Below are 23,008 nucleotides of genomic sequence, written 5' to 3' on the forward strand. Positions count from 1 at the left end.
TTTTACATCTCAAATCGCTACTTTTGAAGTTTGCTATGATTTATGATCAATTACGAAGAACATATTGAGGTTAAGGGCGCAAGGGTCCATAATCTAAAGAATATTGATGTTACGATCCCACGTGAAAAATTGGTGGTCATCACCGGACTTTCGGGCAGTGGAAAGTCCTCTTTGGCCTTTGATACGATCTATGCCGAGGGGCAACGAAGATATATTGAAACTTTTTCGGCCTACGCTAGACAGTTTTTGGGCGGTTTGGAGCGCCCGGATGTGGATAAGATCGATGGACTCTCTCCTGTGATCGCCATAGAGCAGAAAACCACCTCCAAATCCCCACGTTCCACTGTGGGAACCATTACAGAGGTTTACGATTTTTTACGTCTACTTTTTGCTAGAGCAGGCGATGCATACAGCTATAACACGGGTGAAAAAATGGTGAGTTACAGCGATGAACAGATCAAGGATTTGATCATTGAGTCTTACCAGGACAAAAAAATAAATGTGTTGGCTCCCGTGATCAAATCCAGAAAAGGACACTACCGCGAACTTTTTGAGCAGATTGCAAAGCAAGGATTTGTAAAAGTGCGGGTCGATGGGGAAATTACCGACATTACCAAAGGAATGAAGGTTGACCGTTACAAAACCCACGATATTGAAATTGTGATAGATCGTTTAAAAGTGGGAAATAGCGAGGATTTCCATAAACGCTTGAGCGAGACCATAAATACGGCGATGTACAGCGGTGAAAATGTTCTTATGATCTTGGAAGAAGGGGAAACGGTGCCAAGATATTTCAGTCGGGACCTAATGTGCCCGACCACAGGTATCTCCTATCCAACACCGGAACCCAACACCTTTTCTTTTAACTCACCTAAAGGAATGTGTCCAGAGTGCAGTGGTTTGGGGCATGTATACCAGGTAAATGTGGATAAAATCATTCCAAACAGAAAATTATCCATAAAATCCGGAGGCCTTGCTCCCTTGGGAGAGTACAAAAAGTCTTGGGCCTTTAAACAATTGGAAACTATTGCGCAGCGCTACAATTTTGAATTGACCGATCCCATTGAAAAAATTCCAGAAGAAGCCATGGACGTTATTTTGAACGGTGGTAAGGAAAGTTTTGAGGTGGATTCTAAAAGTCTAGGGGTTAAAAGACAATATAAAATCGATTACGAGGGTATCTCCAACTTTATCAAAACCCAATATAATGAAGCCAACTCAACATCTATAAAAAGATGGGCAAAAGATTATATGGACAAAGTGGAATGCCCAAGTTGCAATGGATCGCGGTTACGCCAAGAATCATTGTATTTTAAAATTGATGGCAAAAATATTGCGGAACTCGCGCAAATGGATATCGCAGAGTTGGCCGATTTCTTCAAACACTTGGATGATACCTTGGAGGGCAACCAAAAGATCATTGCGAACGAGATTATAAAGGAAATCAGTGCCCGTGTTGGATTTTTATTGGATGTAGGCCTGGATTATCTATCATTGAACCGAAGTTCCAAATCACTTTCTGGAGGTGAGGCACAACGTATCCGATTGGCGACCCAAATAGGTTCTCAATTGGTGGGTGTTCTCTATATCCTGGACGAACCCAGCATAGGACTTCACCAAAGGGACAATGAGAGATTGATACATTCTCTCGAAGCGCTGCGTGATATCGGCAATTCCGTAATCGTAGTGGAACATGATCGCGACATGATCGAATGTGCCGACCATGTAATCGATATAGGGCCACGGGCAGGTAAACATGGAGGTAAAATTATTTCCGAAGGAAGCCCAAAAGAAATGTTGGGTCAAAACACGATTACAGCAAAGTACATTGCCGGCGAAATGGAAATTCCCGTACCAGAAAAACGTCGGAAAGGAACCGGTAAAAAGATAACTCTATCTGGTTGTACGGGCAATAACCTAAAAAATGTAACTGTTGATTTCCCTTTGGGAAAACTGATCGGGGTAACCGGCGTATCGGGAAGTGGTAAATCCACCTTGGTGAACGAGACCCTCTACCCTATTATGAATGCCCATTATTTTAATGGTGTAAAAAAACCGATGCCCTACAAAAAAATTTCAGGTTTGGAACATATAGACAAGGTCATCGATATCAACCAATCCCCGATAGGGCGCACACCACGGTCCAATCCGGCCACGTACACCGGGGTTTTTAGTGAAATTCGATCCCTGTTCGCCAAAACCACCGAAGCAACCATCCGTGGTTACAAACCAGGTCGATTTAGTTTTAACGTTGCCGGTGGGCGATGTGAAACTTGTCAGGGAGGTGGGCTCAAAGTAATTGAAATGAATTTTTTGCCCGATGTGTACGTAGAATGCGAGACCTGTAACGGCAAACGCTTCAATAGGGAAACCTTGGAGATCCGGTACAAAGGCAAATCCATTGCCGATGCCCTGGAAATGACCATCAATGAAGCTGTGGATTTTTTTGAGAACATTCCAAAAATCCACCGAAAGCTAAAGACAATAAAAGATGTAGGTTTGGGTTATATATCATTGGGGCAACAGTCCACTACCCTATCCGGAGGTGAAGCACAACGGGTCAAACTGGCCACCGAACTGTCCAAACGGGACACAGGAAATACTTTTTACATCCTCGACGAACCTACCACCGGTCTTCATTTCGAAGATATCAGGGTACTTATGGAGGTACTGAACCAATTGGTGGACAAAGGCAATACCATCTTGGTCATCGAGCATAATATGGATGTGATAAAAATGATGGACCACATTATAGACATTGGGCATGAAGGTGGTAGAGGCGGCGGAACGGTAGTTGCCAAGGGTACCCCCGAAGAAGTGGCCAAGGACAAAAAGAGCTATACCGCCAAATTTTTAAAAAAGGAGTTGGAGAACACAAAACAAAAAATAAAACACGCAGTTTAAAACACTATACAACTATGCAAATGCGCAAAGAACAACATTCCAAAGGATGGAATGAAATTAAGACAAACGATTCGTGGGCCATATTTAAAATTATGGGCGAATTTGTTAATGGATTCGAAAAAATGAGCGTAATCGGGCCGTGTGTCTCCATTTTTGGATCGGCGCGGGTACGACCGGGACATCAATATTACGATTTAGCCGTACGGATCTCACAAAAAATCGCGGAAGCGGGTTATGGAGTCATTACTGGCGGTGGACCCGGAATTATGGAAGCGGGAAACAAAGGAGCCAACCTGGCCGGCGGTACTTCTGTGGGCTTAAATATAGACCTTCCCTTCGAACAGCACGATAACCCCTATATCGACGATGATAAAAGTCTGGATTTTGATTACTTTTTTGTTAGAAAGGTAATGTTCGTAAAATACTCACAAGGCTTTGTTGTGATGCCCGGAGGCTTTGGTACATTGGACGAGTTTTTTGAGGCTTTGACACTTATCCAGACACATAAAATCCATACATTCCCTATAATTCTTGTGGGCAGTGAATTTTGGAAAGGTCTGCTCGATTGGATCAAGAACACCTTGGTCCAGGAAGGGAACATAAGTCCAAAAGACCTAGATTTGATTAAATTGGCCGATACAGAGGATGAAGTTGTGGAAATAATAGATGCTTTCTACAAAGGCCGAACCTTAAGCCCAAACTTTTAACATTACCACATTGGCTTATCGTTTCGTATTTTTTGGCGTTCTGCTGCAATGCATTTTGTTGTGCCCGAATATATCGGCGCAACATACCAATAAAATTGTGGCTACCCTCGATGGACCTACCCATCAAATACGAATACGGCAACATTTTACCTATGTAAACCAATCGGACAAAGGACTTTCCACCCTTTATTTTAACGATTGGAACCATGCCTATTCCAATAAAAATACCGCATTGGCAAAAAGGTTCGCGGAAGAGTTTAACCGCAGTCTCCATTTGGCAAAAGATAGGGAAAGGGGAAAAACCACGATACGGACCATAGTTGATCAAAACTATGCCGGGCTCGACTGGAATCGAATAGGTAACATGGATTATATTGCCGTTTCCCTTAATGAGGTACTTAAACCGGGGGAATCGATCCAACTGTTTTTTACCTATACCATTAGATTGCCCGATGCCAAGTTTACCGGCTATGGCCATTTAAACAACCAAGGTTTCAACCTTAAGGATTGGTATTTTACCCCTGCTGTTTTCGATGATGATTGGAAATTGTACAACAACATTAACTTGGATGATCTATATACCGATGTTACCGATACCAGAATAAATTTTACCTATCCCGAAGACTTGTTTTTGGCGTCCAACTATCGCACATCCAACATTTCCAATTTTCCTGGAGGGCATCATGTACAGCTTCTCGGGGACAATAGAAAAAATTGCGAGATTATCTTAACCGCTGATGATAGATTCACCAAACATGTTACCGAGCACGTTACCATAACCACAGATATAGAATCCAACAAATATGGCGAAATAGCCCAAGGTATTTCCATTAATAGGGTTTCCCAATTTTTAAACGAAAATTTGGGCCGTTACCCCCATGGCAACCTATTGGTCAGCGAGTTCGACTACAGCAAATCACCTTTATATGGCATAAGCCAACTCCCTTCATTTATTAGGCCGTACGAGGAGCAATTTCAGTTTGAAATGAAGTTCCTAAAAACGGCCATCCGCAATTATCTGAAAGAGTCTCTGTACCTAAATCCGCGCGAAGAACGCTGGGTGAACGATGCAATCGGGTACTACCTTATGATAAAATATGTGGAAGAGTACTATCCCGATCAAAAACTGGCAGGAAAGCTATCACGAATTTGGGGCATAAAGAACTTTCATTTTGCACAAATGGATTTTAATGAGCAATACGCACTATTTAGTATGCTCTCTGCAAGGAAAAACATCGATCAGGCCCTGACCACCCGAAACGATTCCCTAATCAAATTCAACCAAAAGATCGCGAATAGTTACAAGGCCGGGCTGGGCATGTCCTATTTATCGGCCTATTTGGGCGAGAAAAAAGTGGACAGTACCGTACTTGATTTTTATCAGAACTATAAACTGAAACAATACGTATCCGCTAAAGATTTTCATAACACAATCAAAAAATATGCGGATAAAGAAGTGGATTGGTTCTTTGATTCTTATGTGAACACGGACAAAAAAATCGATTTCAAAATCAAAAAAATCAAAAAAACAGAGGATTCCATCACTTTTGTACTAAAGAACAAACGAGGGACCAATGTGCCCATATCCGTTTTTGGGCTCGAAAAGGATTCCGTGGTTTCGCAATATTGGTTTTCCGGAATTGATACCACCAAGAGCGTTACCATACCAAGACAAGGTGAAGATCGTTTAGTGCTGAACTATGATCAAAAAATACCTGAGTTCAACCAAAGGGACAATTGGAAAACATTGAACGGTTTTTTTTCCAGTAACAAAAAGCTCAAGTTTCAATTTTTCAAGGATACGGAAGACCCCTATTACAACCAGATATTTTATGTGCCCATAGTCAACTTTAATTTATACGACGGGATAACACCAGGATTACGCCTCTATAACAAAACCTTTTTGGAACGCCCTTTCCAATACGATATTTCCCCGACGTATTCCTTTTTGGAGCGCACCTTGGTGGGAAAGGCCAGTTTACGCTATCGCAAGTACCATAACAAAACTGGATTGTTTGTAACCAATTATTCGTTTTCCACATCTACATCGCACTTTCAGGAAAATTCCAGATTTACCACATTGACACCTGCCGTTAGTTTTGGGTGGCGACCGGACGATCTTTTATCCAACCGAAGACAATACTTATTGTTCAGGTACAGGAACGTTTTTAGGAATATAGACGAGAATTTGGAAGGCCAATTGGACACCGAACCCGACTATGGTGTTATGAATGTTCGGTTTACCGATGTGGACAATAACATTTTGAATTATTCCTCTTGGTTTATTGATGCCCAACATTCCAGTGACTTCACCAAAGTTGCGTTTGAATGGGAATACAGAAAACTGTTCCAAAGCAATAGACAATTGAACCTTCGAGTGTATGCCGGAAAATTCTTGAGGAACACAACCGAATCCAATTTTTTCAGCTTTGCGCTGGACAGACCCACGGACTATATGTTCGACCTAAACTATCTGGGAAGGTCCGAAAGTTCTGGAATATATAGCCAACAGGTAATTATTGCCGAAGGAGGGTTTAAATCGAAACTCGAAAATCCATATGCCAACGATTGGATAGCTACGACCAACGCGAGCACAAACATATGGCGTTGGGTGGAAGCCTATGGCGATTTGGGCTTCATTAAAAATAAAGGCCAAAACACCCGTTTTGTATACGACTCCGGTGTGCGCCTAAATTTGGTTACGGATTACTTTGAGCTTTACTTTCCCGTATATTCAAATAGAGGTTGGGAAATCGCCCAGGACAATTACGAAGAAAGAATCCGTTTTATAGTCACCATAAGCCCGAAAACCCTTATCGGGCTCTTTACAAGGAAGTGGTTTTGATTATCATATTGATAATTGAACACTTCTTTTTGGTTATATAATTAACATATAATAGATTTTTTCAGTGTATTTTTAACTTTTTTTCAATTTATTAGTGTGGATTGCTATTGCTATTTTGACTCGTTTTTAATACTTTTGCAGAAATCTTCAATACCTTATGAAACCCAACCCAAGTACTAGCAACGATATTTCTTTTGACGATTTCAAAACGCAGATCCTTCAAGATTATGAGATTGCCGTTACCAGCAGGGAATGTAGTTTAATGGGAAGACGGGAAGTACTGTCCGGCAAGGCCAAGTTCGGAATTTTTGGGGACGGAAAAGAGCTCCCACAGTTGGCAATGGCAAGGGCTTTTCAGAATGGGGATTTTAGGAGCGGATACTATCGCGACCAAACATTTATGATGGCATTGGGTTATTTGGACCCAAAATCTTTCTTTCATGGCCTATACGCCACTACAGATTTGGAAAAAGAACCTATGAGTGCAGGCCGTCAAATGGGAGGCCATTTTGGTACGCACAGCTTAAACGAGGATGGAACTTGGAAAAACCTGACCGAACAAAAAAACAGTAGTGCCGATATCTCGTGCACCGCAGGTCAAATGCCTCGTTTGCTAGGACTTGCACAAGCTTCCAAAATTTACCGAAACGTAGAAGGAATAGAACAATCGAATTTTTCCAACAATGGAAATGAAGTCGCTTGGGGCACTATAGGAAACGCAAGTACCAGCGAAGGGCATTTTTTTGAAACACTCAATGCTGCCGGGGTAATGCAAGTTCCCATGGTTATCTGTATTTGGGACGATGAGTACGGCATTTCGGTCCCATCCGAATTCCATACCACCAAAGGAAGTATTTCCGAAGCACTTAGCGGACTGCAAAGGGACGAAGAAAAGAATGGTTTTGAGATTTTAAAAGTACACGGTTGGGATTATACGGCACTTATCCACACCTTTGAGAATGCCTCCGACATTGCTCGGGAACAACATGTACCCGTAATTTTACATGTAACGGAACTTACGCAGCCACAGGGTCACTCTACCTCTGGGTCACACGAAAGATACAAATCTTCCGAGCGTTTGGAGTGGGAACGCGAAAACGATTGTAACAAGCGTTTTAGGGAGTGGATCATAGAAAACGGTATTAGTACCGAAGAAGAACTCAAAAAAACGGAGAGGGAGATCAAACAAAAGGTAAGGGCTGCCAAAAAAGAAGCTTGGACCGAATTCCTGAGCCCTCAAATACAAGCTAAAAAAGTATTGGTTCAGTTATTGGACCAAGCAGCAAGCAAAAGTCCGAACAGAGCTTTTATCACTAAGCTAAAAAATGACTTGATCGCAATTGAGGAACCCCTTAAAAAAGATTTGGCCACTAAATCCCGAAAGGCATTGCGTTATCTCTTGGGCGAAACAAGCCCGGAAAAGAAAGCGCTTCAGCAGTGGGTGGACAACTATATTAAAAATGGTGAATATGAGTATGGTTCGCATCTTTATAACGAAATTGGCAATAAAGCAACATCCATTGCACCGGTACCCCCCATCTATTCTGAAGATTCCGAAGAAGTTGACGGACGTGTAATCCTTAGGGACAATTTTGACAAACTGTTCACCAAATATCCAAAAGCTTTGGTATTTGGCGAGGATACGGGCAATATTGGCGATGTTAACCAAGGTCTGGAAGGACTTCAAAAAAAGTTTGGCAAACTTAGGGTCGCCGATACGGGTATCCGCGAGACCACTATAATTGGTCAGGGAATCGGTATGGCCCTTAGAGGACTCCGCCCAATTGCGGAAATACAATATTTGGATTATATCCTGTATGCGATCCAAACCTTGAGCGACGATTTGGCTACCTTAATGTACAGAACCGTAGGAAAACAAAAAGCACCGTTGATCGTTCGTACCAGAGGACACCGTTTAGAAGGAATATGGCACTCCGGTTCACCCATGGGCGGCCTAGTGCACTTATTGCGGGGCATGTATATTCTGGCCCCAAGGAACATGACACAGGCTGCAGGCTTTTACAATACTTTGATGAAGAGTGATGAACCGGCCTTGATCATTGAAAGTTTGAACGGATATCGCCTAAAAGAAAGAAAACCGGACAACTTAGGTGAGTACTGTACACCAATCGGCAAGGTCGAAACATTAAAAGATGGTAAGGACATTACCCTGCTATCTTACGGTTCCACCTTAAGGATTGTAGAAAAAGTAGCCCAAGATCTTTTGGAAGTTGGTATTGATGCCGAAGTTATAGACGCCCAATCCTTGTTGCCTTTTGATTTGGAACACGATGTGGTAAAAAGTCTGCAAAAAACCAATAGGCTTTTGGTTATCGATGAGGATGTACCAGGCGGATGTTCGGCATATCTGATGCAAGAAGTGGTGGAAAAACAAGAAGGCTACCGCTATTTGGATAGCAAACCACAAACGTTGACAGCCAAGGCACATCGACCGGCCTATGCATCGGACGGGGATTATTTTTCAAAACCAAATGCAGAGGATATTTTTGAAAAAGTGTACCATATAATGCACGAATCCGACCCACAAACTTATCCCGCCCTGCGGTAGTTTTACTTAAAGATCAACTCAAAAGTACCTTTCGTCAATTAAAGTTGTGTTTTTAGAAACATAATTTATATTTTCACGGGGATTAATTTTTTCCCCACATGAAAAACAACACTTTGATCCACTTTGGGCTGGCACTTTTAAGGATTGTACCATCTGCATTTATGCTAACCCATGGTTACCCCAAATTAATGAATCTCATCAATGGCAACACAGAATTCGCCAACCCATTTGGTATTGGGCAGGCGCCTTCACTTTTTTTGGCCGTTGTGGCCGAATTTATATGCCCGCTATTGATCATTATTGGTTTTAAGACCCGATGGGCTGCCATACCCACCGCAATTACCATGTTCGTTGCCGGTTTTATGATTCACGGTGCTGATCCATTCGGCACAAAGGAAAAAGCTTTGCTTTACCTTACCGTATTTGTGGTTATAATGCTATTGGGGCCTGGCAAATACAGCGTGGATAAAAAGTAACAATCGTTTAGATTATTTCAGATAGGAGTTCTTTCAACAGATCGGCCTGTGCCATGTTACTGGCTCCTACTCCTTTACTTTTTAAATCCAATACCCTTAAATTAGAGATGATGCCACTTACCCTTTTCATGGGATAGTTTCGAGCCGCCACAACATACTCATTTACAAAATATGGGTTTACACCGAGTACTTTGGCCACATTCCCGGGAGAATGGTCGCTCAGTCCATGATATTGCAATAATTGCGTGAAAAATGTATTCAGAAGGGTTATGGTGACCACAAAAGGGTTGTCCTTGGGATTTTGGGCAAAATAATCAATGATCCTGGACGCTTTTTTTACGTTGCGCTCTCCGATCGCCTTCTTCAATTCAAAATTATTGAAATCCTTGCTAATGCCAATATGCTCTTCGATAAGGTCGGGCGTAACTTCCGTTGATGGAGGCACGATCAACGTGAGTTTGTCCAGCTCGTTGCTTATTTTGCTCAGATCCGTGCCCAAAAACTCCACTAGCATAACACAGGACTTGGGCGATATTTTATATTTTTTGCTGGCCAAGGTTCTTCTGATCCAATCCGCCACCTGATTATCGTACAGTTTTTTGCTCTCAAAGAGCTCTCCCGTTTTTTTAATGGTCTTGTACAATTTTTTTCGCTTGTCCAACTTTTTGTATTTGTAGCAAAGCACAAGAATGGTGGTCGGTTGGGGGTTCTCTGCGTAAGAGGATAAATTTTCTATGGATCTGGAAAGATGCTGCGCCTCTTTTACGATCACAACCTGGTATTCCGCCATCATCGGGAACCTCTTGGCATTGGCAACAACTTCGTCCACCGTGGTATCCTTCCCGTACAACACCATCTGATTAAACCCTTTTTCGTCATCTGTCAGCACATTTTCTGCAATGTACTGGGAAATTCGGTCAATATAATATGGCTCCTCCCCCATCAAAAAATAAATGGGCTTTGGATTGCCCTTATTGATTTCCGCTACGATCTCTTTTACTTTGTCCATTCAAATTATATCACCAGTTTTGTAAAATGCAAGATTTGAACTTTCCACCTTATTCGTTCCGAATCAAAAATAGCCAAAATAGGCAGTACATTTACGATGGGATACGTAAAAAATTTGTGGTCCTCCAACCCGAAGAATGGGTCCGGCAACATGTGCTTCGGTACTTGGTGTTCACAAAAAACTACCCGAAGAGCCTGATCAATGTGGAAAAACAACTTACCATAAACAACTTAAAAAAACGTTACGATGTGGTCGTGTTCAATCCCGACGGTTCTATTTTTCTATTAATAGAATGTAAAGCTCCCGAGGTGAACATTACCCAAGCGGTTTTTGATCAGATAGCTCGGTACAACCTCCAATTAAAATCCAAATATCTAATGGTCACCAATGGGTTGGCGCATTATTATTGCGAAATGGATCATAAGAATGAAAAATACATGTTTTTAGAGGATATTCCTGAATTTAGCCGTTAATTTGCCTCCGTTTTGAAAATCGCCGTAGTCATACTCAATTGGAATGGAGAAGCTCTGCTGGAGAGATTTCTTCCCTCTGTGATGGAGTATTCCCAAGGTGCCGATATTTATGTAGTGGACAATGCGAGCACCGATGGTTCGGTAGATTTTATAAAACAACATTATCCCACGGTAGGCATTGTACAAAACAGCACCAACGGTGGTTTTGCCAAGGGCTATAACGACGGGTTGAAGAACATAAAGGCAGATATCTTCTGTTTGCTCAATTCCGATGTTGAAGTAGCCCCTGATTGGTTGGGGCCTATAAAAAATGCCTTTGAAACACTTCCGAATGCAGCCATAATCCAACCAAAAATATTGGATTTGAACAAAAGGGACCATTTTGAATATGCAGGGGCGGCGGGAGGTTTCATCGATATGTTCGGTTACCCCTTTTGTAGAGGAAGGGTCTTCCAGACCATAGAAAAGGACGAAGGCCAGTATAACGATATCCAAGAGGTATTCTGGGCGACAGGTGCCTGTATGTTTATAAGAAGTGAGGTTTTTAGATCGCTTAATGGGTTTGATGAAGACTATTTTGCCCACCAAGAAGAAATAGACCTATGTTGGAGAGCAAAAAATGCCGGACATAAAGTGTATTATGTAGGCCATAGCCACGTGTACCATTTAGGGGGCAGCACCTTATCCAATATGAATCCCAAAAAAACCTTCCTTAATTTTAGGAACTCCCTCTACTCCATAACCAAAAACCTTCCAAGAAAAAAGGCGCTTCCTTTGGTTTTTGCCCGCTTATTGCTAGATGGTATCGCTGCTCTGCGTTTTATTTTTCAATTGAAGTTCGATCACTGTTCCGCTATCTTAAAAGCTCATTTAAGTTTTTACGCTAACTTTACAAAAATGTACAAAAAGCGCGAAAAAGCTAATTTTTTATTAAAGTACTACGCCGCGACATCCATAGTATGGTCTTATTTCGTACATCAGGTAGAGAATTTTAACAATTTAGTAAAAGATTAACGAAGCCGAAATATAGGGACCTTGCTTTTTATCTAATTTTGGTGTAGTTTTTTAACATTTGATAAATCTAACAATCCTTAAATTATATTCTGAACTATGAAAAAAGTTTTTCTAGGAGCATTGGCAATGACAGTTCTATTATCTTCTTGTGTATCGCAGAAGAAATATTCCGAACTAGAGGCCAAACACAAAGAAACCCAAGACCTATTGAATTCTGCAACCGTTAAACTAAACGATTGCTTGGAAGAAAAAGCAACTGCAGACTCTAGGCTAAAAACCCTCGAAGACCAAAATGCCTTCCTTAAAGCAAACAACCAAGAGCTCATCAACAACATGGGCAACTTGACCACCCTTACCACTAAAGGTGCCGAGAACCTTGAAAAATCTTTGGAAAGTCTTCGCGAAAAAGACCTTACCATCAGAAAATTACAAGATGCCGTTACCCGTAGGGATTCTGTAAACCTTGCCTTGGTTCAGAGTTTAAAAGGTGTATTGGGCAACTTGGATGATGAGGACATTGAGATCAGCGTAGAGAAAGGTGTTGTTTTCGTTTCCATCTCCGATAAATTGTTGTTCAGAAGCGGAAGCTACAACGTAACCAACGCTGCAAAAGAAGTACTTGGTAAAGTGGCGAAAGTCGTAAACAACAAGCCTGACTTTGAGTTTATGGTAGAAGGACACACGGATAACGTGCCAATTAAAACCTCCGAACTAGCAGATAACTGGGATTTGAGTGTAAAAAGAGCAACTTCCGTTGTTCGAATCCTTCAGAACGATTTTGGTGTAGAACCATCTAGAATGACTGCTGCTGGACGTAGCCACTACGTACCACTTGTGGACAACAACACTTCTGCCAACAGAGCTAAGAACAGAAGAACACGAATTGTTGTACTTCCAAAAATCGATCAGTTCTATAACATGATCGAAGAAGGAATGAAAGATCCTGCTATCGGTGGAACCGGTAAATAAGAAAATAGAAGCTAAAGCTTAAAAAGAAAAGCGGCCAAATGGCCGCTTTTTTTATTAGTAAATATCCAAACTCCCTTTACCTTCACGTATTACCTCTGGTTCGTCTCCCGAAAGATCTATGACCGTAGAGGCTACATTGTCACCGTACCCTCCATCGATGACCACATCTAGAAGATTTTGCCACTTCTCAAAAATAAGCTCCGGATCGGTAGTATACTCAAGTATATCATCATCATCACGAATAGATGTAGATACAATTGGATGCCCCAGCCCGGTAACCAATGCCCTTGCAATGGCATTGTCCGGAACACGGATACCAACGGTTTTCTTTTTTTTGAAATCTTTGGGTAGATTATTGTTTCCTGGTAGTATAAAAGTATAAGGTCCTGGAAGTGTTCTTTTTAGAATTTTAAAAGTAGGACTGTCTATTTGTCGAACGTAATCCGAAAGATTGCTCAAATCGGCACAGATAAATGACCAATTGGCCTTTGCCAGCTTTACTCCTTTAATACGGGCTACCCGTTGTAAGGCTTTTGAGTTGGTTATGTCGCAGCCGAGACCGTAAACCGTATCGGTCGGATAAATGACCAATCCACCCTTTTTTAGCACATCCACTACTTTTTGAACCTGCTTAGGATTTGGATTTTCTTCATATAGTCTAATCAGCTCCGCCATCTATTTACAAACTAGTTAATGTACAAGGCATTTATCACAAAGATAAGATATATTGGTACTTGGCATAAATCAAAAGTTTCTCTTCATAAGTCCACTATCTCATAATCACACCATTTCAGAAATGGAGGATCAGTAGTTCCAGTATCAATCTATTCTTTTTTGATAAAACCCGATGTCATCCAAAATAACAACTCCCATGGTATCTTTATCAAAAACCAGATCAATGCTTTTCAGATTGTTCATGTTTAGACTGTTATTTTGTTTTAAAAAAGAGGAGATCGGAACAAAACAGCTTTTTAATTGGGTCTCGGATTCATCACCTATCATATTCCTATCCAAAAAATCAAACTTGGTAAACTTGCTTTTGACCACACCCGGAAGTTTATTGTTCTCTGCCAAAGGAACCGAAGCAGAATTTCCTAAACTATCCTTAAGCATAATGCTAAAATTAAAACCACTTTTTGGAGTCAAATTCCTCTCTTCTCCTTCTTCATTTATCGCCAATTCAGATAAATCGCCCATGGCCAAGGAAAGTGCCAAAGTATCCATTTCCCCAAAATTCTTCAATGCTTCCGGCAGCTCAATGGAATAAACGGGAATTGAATCACTTTGAATATCCGAACTATGTCTCCACCCAAGTACCAAAGCATTGTTTTGCTGACTACCACCGTCTCTGGCCAATAATTCCATTTCCCGCCAAATGTTAAAATGTTCGGCATTGAGTTTTATACCATCCAATCCATTGGAAAGGTCCAAATCCCTTTCAAAATCCACCAGAACATTTTTAAAATTGTCCGCATACTGAATTCTATAAGTTTCTTTAGGCAACCAATTATGGATCAGTTCCATATTCTTGAACATTGGCAAATAACTTTTGTTCTTCTTAAGAACAACTTCGGCAAAAGCACCAATAAATACCTTGGCAACTTTTCGCTGTTCCTCTCCTGTTACCAATGGGGTAAGGTTGAGCAACCATTTCATAGGTGCTCCAAAGTCCGAGCGGCCCCAAGTGGAGTTAAACTGACCGTGATTTGCATGATTCATATACAGCCCAGCCTTAAATCCTTCGAAACCTTCCGAAAACTGCAAACGATGGTATGGCCGCATACCCCAGAAACTGGTTTCATCCGAGTCGTATGCTCCTTGAATGGACAAATAATTAATGTCGGTCAAACTAATCTCTCGATCGTACCTGTAATCCGTTGGAGCAATGCTGATCACACCTTTTATCCCAAATCCAAAATCGAACTGTTCATTACCATTATCCGGAAATCTGTCCAGTTGGTTAAAAGCAGCAGCAATGGATACCGCCTCCCCTCCCCTGGAATGTCCTACAAGGACGACGTTGTCCAAATCCACTTTACCAGCCAAACCCGATGTAGTGTTTTGGTTCCATTTGCTCCATTGTTCCAAATGTTTGAGCAATAACCAACCACGAACGGGCATTTCTTTTCCTCTAAAGTCCCCGGACCAGTGTCCATTGATAAAATTTTGATCTACAGAAACACCAATAATTCCCCTGCTTGCCAGCAATTCCCCAAGGTAGGCATAGCCTCCATCGGAATAGTCGAGCATGCTGTGGTTCCCATGCACCATCATAACCATAGGGAAAGGCCCAGTGCCTTTAGGCATATACACACGGGCATTCAACGGAAAACTGTCCACACCGAAACCCCAATATTTTTCGCGCCACTTTTTCTTTTTGCCCTTCCATTCTGGTAGCAGTAAAGATGCATCTACGGTAGGGGTTTTTATTTTTGCCCCCTCCGCATATTCTAATCTTTTGGAATCCGTTCCACTGCCATATGTAAAGACTTCAACTTCATAATTCCCCTTGGTCGAAGGGTCATCGATTCCCATATCGCTGAGTGTAGTGATTCCTTCACCATCAATTACCTGTGTGGATTCCGAGTAAGGGTCACCATCCAAAGAATTGAATCCATAAAATCCAAAAGCAACTAGTATAAAGCTCGAAACGACAAGAATACCTCCTACTTTCACATTCTGTTTTTGAATGATTTGCCAAATACCCGTTGTGAATAAAATCAAACAGACAAGACCAAACAACACCAAACTATAAAACAGTAGGGATGGCCAACCAAAAGCGTACATCCTCATAATTACCAGTGCAATTAAACCTGCCAACACCGACGTTAAAAAAGAAAGCGGTATTTTTTTGAACAACGGTACCAGCCAACTGAGCAGTAGTTTTATAATGACCAGCAGAACAGCTCCAATGAGTATTCCCAAAACCATCGTGACCCAGGCAGGATACCCGATGGCATAGTGATAACCGGCAACCCCGAATAAAATTACAATAAGTAGGGCAACAGCTAAAAAAACAGGTTTTAAAAAGAGGTTTTTCATCTGGCGAGTGGTTGGTTTGGTGGTTAAATTCAAAATATAAGCTCTGAATTTAATCAATTTTATCCACTCACAAATTTTATGTCATTCTTTAAAAACCCACAAATCAATGGTGTTCTTTTTAACGCGAAGTACAAAACTGGATCAAGCGTTGTCCAGCACCTCCAATTTGGCAAAACGTAGCAGCAGTTTTTTAATGCCACCTTGATCAAAACCGATTTCCGCTTTTCTATCGTTGCCAACACCTTCGATATTCAATATTTTGCCTCTCCCGAACCGGGTATGGTTCACTCTGGCCCCTACAACTATTCCCGGGTCTATATCGGCCGAACTGGTGGGTGAAGATATCTCTGGTTTCAGCTTTCTCAATTTTCTAAGCTGATCCTCGTTGGGTTTTTGCACACTTGGCGGGGTACCGTTCTTCGGTTTCATTTGTCGAAGTTTACTTTTATCCACCTCTCCAAAAATATTTTTATCGATCATGGATTTATATCGGTACCCATCGTTTACAGGAGTCAGGTTTTCTACATATTTCTCCTCAATCTCCTCCAAAAACCTACTGGGTTCGGCATCTATTAATTTACCCCATCGGTATCGGTTTTGGGTATAGGTCAAGAAAGCCTGTTTTTCGGCCCGGGTGAGTGCCACATAGAACAATCTTCTCTCCTCTTCAAGCTCACTTCGTGTATTCATGCTCATCGCGGATGGAAACAGATCTTCCTCCATCCCCACAATATATACATACGGAAATTCCAGTCCTTTTGCCAAATGGATGGTCATTAAAGCCACCCTATCGTCATCCTCAACATCTTTGTCCATGTCTGTTGCCAGGGCTACATCTTCCAAAAACTCGGTCAAACTCCCCGTAGCATCAGCAATTTCTTTTTGGCCTTCAACAAAATCCTTGATTCCGTTCAAGAGTTCCTCAATATTCTCCATTCGGGCAATCCCTTCTGGGGTACCGTCCTTTTTAAACTCCAATAGCAAGCCTGTTTTTTTGGACACATGTTCGGCTAGGGCAAACGCATCCGACCCCTCGTTCATGATCTGAAAACTTTTGATCATGGTAACAAAATCCGTCAGTTTACGCTTGGTTCCGGCATTAATGTTCAGGTTGAGCCGATCCAGGTTGTCCATTACCTCATAAATAGATCGTCCGTAATGGTTGGCAGCGACCACAAGCTTATCGATAGTTGTCTGGCCAATTCCCCTTGTAGGAAAGTTGATAACACGTTTTAGGGCTTCCTCGTCTTTTGGATTGATGACAAGCCGTAAATAGGCCAAAACGTCCTTGATTTCCTTTCTTTGATAGAAAGACAAGCCCCCATAAATTCGATAGGGAATATCCCGTTTTCTTAGGGCATCCTCTATGGCCCTGGATTGTGAATTGGTCCGGTACAGCACGGCAAATTCTCCATTTTGCATTTGATGCTGCATCTTGTTCTCAAAAATGGATCCTGCCACATAACGTCCTTCTTCTGCATCGGTGGGGCTGCGATGTATTTTTATGAGACCACCATCGTCGTTGGAGGTCCATACATTTTTCTCCAACTGGTTCTTGTTGTTCGCAATTATGGAGTTGGCCGCATTTACAATGTTCTTGGTAGATCTATAATTTTGCTCCAAACGGTACACGGCCACATTGTCGTAATCGCGCTGAAAGTTAAGGATGTTGCTGATATTCGCTCCTCGGAAAGAATAGATACTCTGCGCATCGTCTCCTACCACGCAAATATTTTGATACCTATCCGAAAGTGCTTTTACGATCAAATACTGGGAGTGGTTGGTATCTTGGTACTCATCTACCAAAATATATCTAAAACGGTCCTGATATTTCATCAACACCTCGGGAAAGCGGGTCAATAACTCATTGGTGCGCAAGAGCAGGTCGTCAAAATCCATAGCACCGGCCTTAAAGCAGCGATCCACATAATTTTGATAAATTTCTCCCAGCCTTGGCCGTTTGGCCATGGCGTCGGCCTCCATCAGCTCAGGATTTTGAAAATAGGCCTTTACCGTAATGAGACTATTCTTATAGGACGAAATTCGGTTCTGGACTTGCTTATATTTGTAAATATCCTTATCCAGCCCCATTTCTTTAATAATCGATGCGATCAAACGTTGCGAATCTTGCGTGTCGTATATGGTAAAATTGCTCGGAAATCCAAGTTTATCGCCATCATATCGCAATAATTTGGCAAAAACGGAGTGGAACGTCCCCATCCATAAGTTTTTGGTCTCGGAGTTCCCAACTATGGTCGCAATCCGCTTTTTCATTTCGCGAGCCGCCTTATTGGTAAAGGTCAGTGCCAAAATATTAAAAGAGTCCACCCCCTGTTCCATTAGGTGGGCGATCCTGTAGGTAAGCACTCGGGTCTTTCCTGAACCGGCACCGGCAATTACCATTAATGGTCCATCTTTGTGCAGTACGGGGGCCCGCTGCGCATCGTTCAATTCATCTATAAAATTACTCAAGGGCCAGAAGCTTTTAAAAGTAGGTGTGAAATTAGCCATAAATGATCTTTTGCTAAAATCTAGCTTTCAATTTTTATAAACAGTGTTTTCGGAATTGGATGTAATTTTGAATATATTTAACAACTCAACTTATTTTGCTAATGAATTTTCAAAGATTACCCCTGTTCGTTTTAATTCTATTTACATTTTATGGATATTCCCAATCTACCAAGGCCGGCCCGATCATTGAAGATTATGGTGCGGTATGGGAAATAGACAATCCTGATTTTGTGACCGATACAACACAGGAATTCAAAGTAGCTTTTGATGTAAAGGATGGGCCTGAGTCGGATACCGAATTAAATCGAAATATCAATACGGTTGCGCGTTTTTTAAACATGCATGCCCAGAGCGGCGTACCGGTTTCTCAAATAAAAGCAGCACTAATAGTCCACGGAACTGCCGCAAGAAACTTATTAACGAACGAAGCCTACAAAAAAAGGTATGAAGCAGCCAACCCGAACCTTGAACTTGTTAAAAGTTTATTGGATGCCGGTGTGGAAGTTATTATGTGTGGTCAATCCTCAAAAACCAGAGAACTACCTAAAGAAGAATTGATTCCTGGAGTGAAGATTGCCCTCTCTGCGATGACGGCCAATATCTTACTGCAGAACGAAGGGTACCGACCAATTAAACTATAACCAGCCCTATTATGAAAAAAATACTACTGCCACTTGCGCTATGTTCCGCAAGTTTAACCATGTATGCCCAGGACCATGGGCTCGAAAAGGACATTGCCGCTATTGAATCCAAGGTAATTGAATGGCGCCGTGATTTTCATCAAAATCCGGAACTGAGCAACCGGGAGTTTAAAACCGCCGAAAAAATTGCCAAACATCTAAAATCCTTAGGCATCGATGTTCAGACCGGAATCGCACATACTGGTGTTGTAGGACTTTTAAAAGGGGACCATCCGGGTAAAGTAGTGGCCCTTAGGGCTGATATCGATGCGCTGCCTGTTACCGAAAGAAACGATCTTCCCTACAGATCTGAAGTCACCTCGGAATTTTTGGGACAGGAAGTCGGGGTGATGCACGCTTGTGGGCACGACACCCATATCGCAATTATGATGGGGGTAGCTGAAGTCTTATCCAACAATAAGGACAAAATTCATGGAACCATCAAATTTATATTCCAACCGGCCGAAGAAGGTGCCCCTCCGGGAGAAGAAGGTGGCGCAGAACTTATGGTGAAAGAGGGAGTTCTCGAAAACCCCAATGTGGATGCCATTTATGGTTTGCACATTGGTTCCTACCTGCCTGTTGGCCATATTGCATATAAACCAGGAGGCGCTTTGGCAGCAGCACAGCGTTTTGTTGTAAAGATAAAAGGAAAACAATCGCACGGCTCACAACCTTGGGGCGGTGTAGATCCCATTTATGTGGCTTCCAAAATAGTAGATGGCTTTCAATCCATTATTAGCCGAGAATTGGAATTGACCAAGGAGGCGGCCGTAATCACGGTAGGAAAGATTTCCGGTGGTGTTCGTAACAATATCATTCCGGAAAGTGCCGAATTGGTTGGAACCATCCGAACGTTGGATTACGATATGCAAAAGCAGGTAAATACAAGAATGAAGGAAATGGCAGAGACCATCGCCAAAGCCTACAGAGCCGAAGCCACAGTGGAAATAGCCAAAGGTGTGCCAATCACTTACAATGACCCAGACCTTACCGCAAGCTCACTCTCCAGCCTTCAAGAAGTAGCGGGTACAGAAAATGTACACTTGATCAAAGCAATTACAGGAGCTGAGGATTTTTCTTTTTATCAGGAAAAAATACCCGGCTTCTTTTATATTTTGGGTGGAAAAGATCCCAATGCCGGCCCAGACGAACACTTTCCCCATCATACCCCAGATTTTAAAATTGATGATAGCGGACTTCAATTGGGCGTTAAGGCCATGACTGAAATTGCACTGGATTACCTGGACAGAAGCAAATAATATTCGATTATAATTAAACAAGTCCCAATATTCACCAACATTTGGAAATTGAATATTGGGGCTTCATATTTGTAACTATACATTATACGACGTCAATGGAAGCATTTCTTGATTTTTTTGCCGGATTGCCCTGGTGGGCTTGGGTATTACTATTTCTGGTTTTGGTCGCTATTCGGGACATTTTTCTTCAGAAAGCCCATACGATCAGTCACAATTACCCTATAGTTGGACATTTACGGTATTGGCTCGAAAGTATAGGTCCGGAAATGCGACAGTATTTTGTGGCCAACAATAGGGAAGAACTGCCTTTTAACCGGATTGAACGTAGCTGGATCTATGCTTCGGCAAAAAAAGAAAATAATTATGAAGGCTTTGGCACCGATAGGGACATCTACAAACATCAACATATTTTTATAAAGAATGCGATGATCGGTTTCCAAATGCCGGAAAACCATCCAAACCACGCGCATCCCTACTTTTTACCCTGCGCCAAAGTGATGGGTGCCCATAATAAACGAAGAAAACCCTATCGACCCGCGTCCATTATCAATGTTTCGGCCATGAGTTTTGGTTCTTTGTCCGCCGCTGCCATCGAATCTTTGAACCGCGGTGTGGAAAAGTGCGGAGCCTACCATAATACTGGAGAAGGCGGCCTATCCCCCTATCACAAACAAGGAGGGGACGTTATTTTTCATTTTGGGACAGGATATTTTGGTGTCCGCTCAAAAGATGGTGGGTTTTCCATGGAAAAACTTAAAATTTTGGTAGATGAAAACCCCTGTATCAAAGCTATAGAAATAAAACTTTCGCAAGGTGCCAAACCCGGAAAAGGGGGTGTTCTGCCAGGATCTAAGATTACCCCGGAACTAGCTGAAATCCGAGGTGTTGAGGTTGGCAAGGACGTAATCTCCCCTCCTACGCACAAAGCATTTTCCACAATTCCAGAGTTAATGGACTTTATTGAATCCATTGCCGAGGAAACAGGATTGCCCGTAGGAATTAAGGGCGCCATCGGGAAAATAGACCAATGGCAAGAACTTGCCGATTTGATGAAGAAAACGGGCAAAGGCCCTGACTTTATTACCATTGATGGTGGCGAAGGGGGAACCGGAGCTGCCCCTCCGAGCTTTGCCGATCATGTATCGCTACCGTGGTCCTACGGATTTTCATCGGTGTACAAATTGTTCCTGGAACATGGATTAACAGATAGGATCGTGTTTATCGGAAGTGGAAAATTGGGCTTTCCTGGAAAAGCAGCAATGGCATTTGCCATGGGTGCGGATTGCATTAATGTTGCCCGAGAGGCCATGATGAGCATCGGATGTATTCAGGCACAGGTATGCCATACCAATAGGTGCCCTGCTGGTGTCGCCACACAGAGTAAATGGCGCCAGAGCGGGATCAATATCCCTTTAAAATCCGATAGGCTGGCACAATACTTTAACACTTTTAAAAAAGAATTTTTGGAAATTACCCATGCTGCCGGTTACGAGCATCCTTGTCAATTTAATATGGAAGATGTCCAGGTAAATGTGGATGATGATTATCTTAGCAGCGACATTAGAAGAGTGTACAAATATCAAAAAGAGAAAGTACCTTTTAATTCCATGCAAGAATTTTACGAATGTGAGCACCTTGGTGGAAAAGCAGCAATGGAAAAAGTTTAATGATCCAAACCCAAATAATTTTAAATATACAATTACGCTACTTATGAAAAAAAGTTTACTCCCAATCCTATTTTTAGTTGTTTCTACAAGTACATTTTCTCAACGAAAAAGTGAACTATTTGCCGAAATCGATACCCTTAAAAGTAGAATCTCTCAAGTGGAACAGGAATTGGCAAAGGCAAAACGAGAAATATCATCCAGCAGTGCCGAAGCCGAGGCCCTTAAAACAGAAAATGCAAGTTTACGAGATGCCAATGCCACCCTTTTGGGCAACTTGAGCAACTTTTCGGAACTATCCAAACAAAACTCAGAAAACGTTAACAAGGCCATGGCAGCCCTCGCTAGAAAAGAAAAGCAACTTAGTGGTATCAATGACATGATATCCGCCAACGACTCGACTGCCATTGTGTCTTTGACACGGATAAAACAAACCTTGGGAGAAAATGCAAAAGTAGCTGTAGAAGGAGGTATAATTAGCGTTAGTAGCAGTTTAAACGTTCTTTTTGGCTCCGATACATCGTCCGAATTGACAGCGGAGGGAAAAACCTGGTTGGCCGGAATAGCCAATATTATTAAAAGCAACCCCAATTTTAAGGCCGAAGTGGAGGGATTGAACATTACCGGTGAATTTGGATCAACGTACAATCAAGTGGCATCGGTAGCTACGGAATTGGTGACGAATTCGGAAATCCCAGCAGAGAACATTGCAATTTCTGCAAAAGATGGCAATTTCAAAGAAGGAATCAATATTAAGCTCCAGCCCAACTACAAAGCATTTTACGCACAGGCCAAAGAAAGCGCCAAGGCAGCGCAATAACCTATTAAAAAAATACTTTTTAGAATTTTGATGCGTTGTAGGTAGTGTAAAATCAACAAAAAC

Annotated in this window: 16 protein-coding genes; 12 read left to right on the forward strand and 4 right to left on the reverse strand. The window is 42.0% G+C overall.

Translation table 11 applies throughout. The features are described 5' to 3' along the window. The first annotated feature begins 42 nt into the window (after positions 1–42). The 5 genes from uvrA to AB9K32_RS05480 all read left to right on the forward strand — a co-directional run bounded on the left by uvrA (position 43) and on the right by AB9K32_RS05480 (position 9,501). Positions 43–2,904, forward strand: a complete 2,862-nt coding sequence (uvrA, locus tag AB9K32_RS05460) for an excinuclease ABC subunit UvrA (protein ID WP_369884601.1) — start codon at positions 43–45, stop codon at positions 2,902–2,904. A gap of 20 nt (positions 2,905–2,924) precedes the next feature. Then, entirely contained in the window at positions 2,925–3,611 is a 687-nt protein-coding gene (locus tag AB9K32_RS05465) for a TIGR00730 family Rossman fold protein (RefSeq protein ID WP_224836826.1), read from the forward strand. A gap of 97 nt (positions 3,612–3,708) precedes the next feature. Next, positions 3,709–6,456, forward strand: coding sequence for a metalloprotease (locus AB9K32_RS05470; RefSeq protein WP_293295155.1), 2,748 nt, complete (start codon positions 3,709–3,711; stop codon positions 6,454–6,456). 157 nt (positions 6,457–6,613) lie between these two features. After that, positions 6,614–9,025: a thiamine pyrophosphate-dependent enzyme gene (locus AB9K32_RS05475; RefSeq protein WP_369884602.1), complete on the forward strand. Its 2,412-nt coding sequence runs from the start codon at positions 6,614–6,616 to the stop codon at positions 9,023–9,025. A 98-nt stretch (positions 9,026–9,123) separates the two neighbouring features. Continuing rightward, positions 9,124–9,501 carry a DoxX family protein gene (locus AB9K32_RS05480; protein ID WP_224836823.1) on the forward strand — a complete coding sequence of 126 codons (378 nt, stop codon included), beginning with the start codon at positions 9,124–9,126 and terminating at the stop codon, positions 9,499–9,501. A gap of 7 nt (positions 9,502–9,508) precedes the next feature. On the opposite strand, the gene holA is transcribed toward AB9K32_RS05480, so the two are convergent. Beyond that, positions 9,509–10,510: a DNA polymerase III subunit delta gene (holA, locus tag AB9K32_RS05485; protein ID WP_369884603.1), complete on the reverse strand. Its 1,002-nt coding sequence runs from the start codon at positions 10,508–10,510 to the stop codon at positions 9,509–9,511. Positions 10,511–10,536: 26 nt separating this feature from the next. Between holA and AB9K32_RS05490 the strand changes: the two genes are divergently transcribed. The 3 genes from AB9K32_RS05490 to AB9K32_RS05500 all read left to right on the forward strand — a co-directional run bounded on the left by AB9K32_RS05490 (position 10,537) and on the right by AB9K32_RS05500 (position 12,966). Next, positions 10,537–10,983: a type I restriction enzyme HsdR N-terminal domain-containing protein gene (locus AB9K32_RS05490; protein WP_369884604.1), complete on the forward strand. Its 447-nt coding sequence runs from the start codon at positions 10,537–10,539 to the stop codon at positions 10,981–10,983. 12 nt (positions 10,984–10,995) lie between these two features. Further along, positions 10,996–11,997: a glycosyltransferase family 2 protein gene (locus tag AB9K32_RS05495; RefSeq protein WP_369884605.1), complete on the forward strand. Its 1,002-nt coding sequence runs from the start codon at positions 10,996–10,998 to the stop codon at positions 11,995–11,997. 96 nt (positions 11,998–12,093) lie between these two features. Next, positions 12,094–12,966, forward strand: coding sequence for an OmpA family protein (locus AB9K32_RS05500; protein WP_224836819.1), 873 nt, complete (start codon positions 12,094–12,096; stop codon positions 12,964–12,966). A 54-nt stretch (positions 12,967–13,020) separates the two neighbouring features. Here AB9K32_RS05500 and AB9K32_RS05505 read toward each other — a convergent pair whose 3' ends face one another. The 3 genes from AB9K32_RS05505 to AB9K32_RS05515 all read right to left on the reverse strand — a co-directional run bounded on the left by AB9K32_RS05505 (position 13,021) and on the right by AB9K32_RS05515 (position 18,519). After that, positions 13,021–13,641, reverse strand: coding sequence for an L-threonylcarbamoyladenylate synthase (locus AB9K32_RS05505; protein ID WP_369884606.1), 621 nt, complete (start codon positions 13,639–13,641; stop codon positions 13,021–13,023). Positions 13,642–13,785: 144 nt separating this feature from the next. Beyond that, entirely contained in the window at positions 13,786–16,008 is a 2,223-nt protein-coding gene (locus AB9K32_RS05510) for a hypothetical protein (protein ID WP_369884607.1), read from the reverse strand. 141 nt (positions 16,009–16,149) lie between these two features. Then, the gene (locus AB9K32_RS05515; RefSeq protein WP_224836816.1) at positions 16,150–18,519 is read right to left on the reverse strand and encodes an ATP-dependent helicase; all 2,370 of its coding nucleotides are present in this window, start codon (positions 18,517–18,519) and stop codon (positions 16,150–16,152) included. 101 nt (positions 18,520–18,620) lie between these two features. On the opposite strand from AB9K32_RS05515, the gene AB9K32_RS05520 reads away from it, so the two are divergent. From AB9K32_RS05520 to AB9K32_RS05535, 4 genes are all read left to right on the forward strand, one after another. Beyond that, on the forward strand, positions 18,621–19,160 hold the full coding sequence (locus tag AB9K32_RS05520) for a DsrE family protein (protein WP_369884608.1): 540 nt from the start codon (positions 18,621–18,623) through the stop codon (positions 19,158–19,160). 11 nt (positions 19,161–19,171) lie between these two features. Continuing rightward, complete coding sequence (locus AB9K32_RS05525) at positions 19,172–20,461, forward strand: amidohydrolase (protein WP_369884609.1); 1,290 nt, start codon at positions 19,172–19,174, stop codon at positions 20,459–20,461. A 95-nt stretch (positions 20,462–20,556) separates the two neighbouring features. Continuing rightward, positions 20,557–22,128, forward strand: a complete 1,572-nt coding sequence (locus tag AB9K32_RS05530; protein WP_369884610.1) for an FMN-binding glutamate synthase family protein — start codon at positions 20,557–20,559, stop codon at positions 22,126–22,128. Positions 22,129–22,171: 43 nt separating this feature from the next. Then, the gene (locus AB9K32_RS05535; protein ID WP_224836812.1) at positions 22,172–22,945 is read left to right on the forward strand and encodes a hypothetical protein; all 774 of its coding nucleotides are present in this window, start codon (positions 22,172–22,174) and stop codon (positions 22,943–22,945) included. Positions 22,946–23,008: the final 63 nt, after the last annotated feature.

The sequence above is a fragment of the Allomuricauda sp. XS_ASV26 genome, assembly GCF_041224615.1.
GTDB lineage: Bacteria > Bacteroidota > Bacteroidia > Flavobacteriales > Flavobacteriaceae > Flagellimonas > Flagellimonas alginolytica.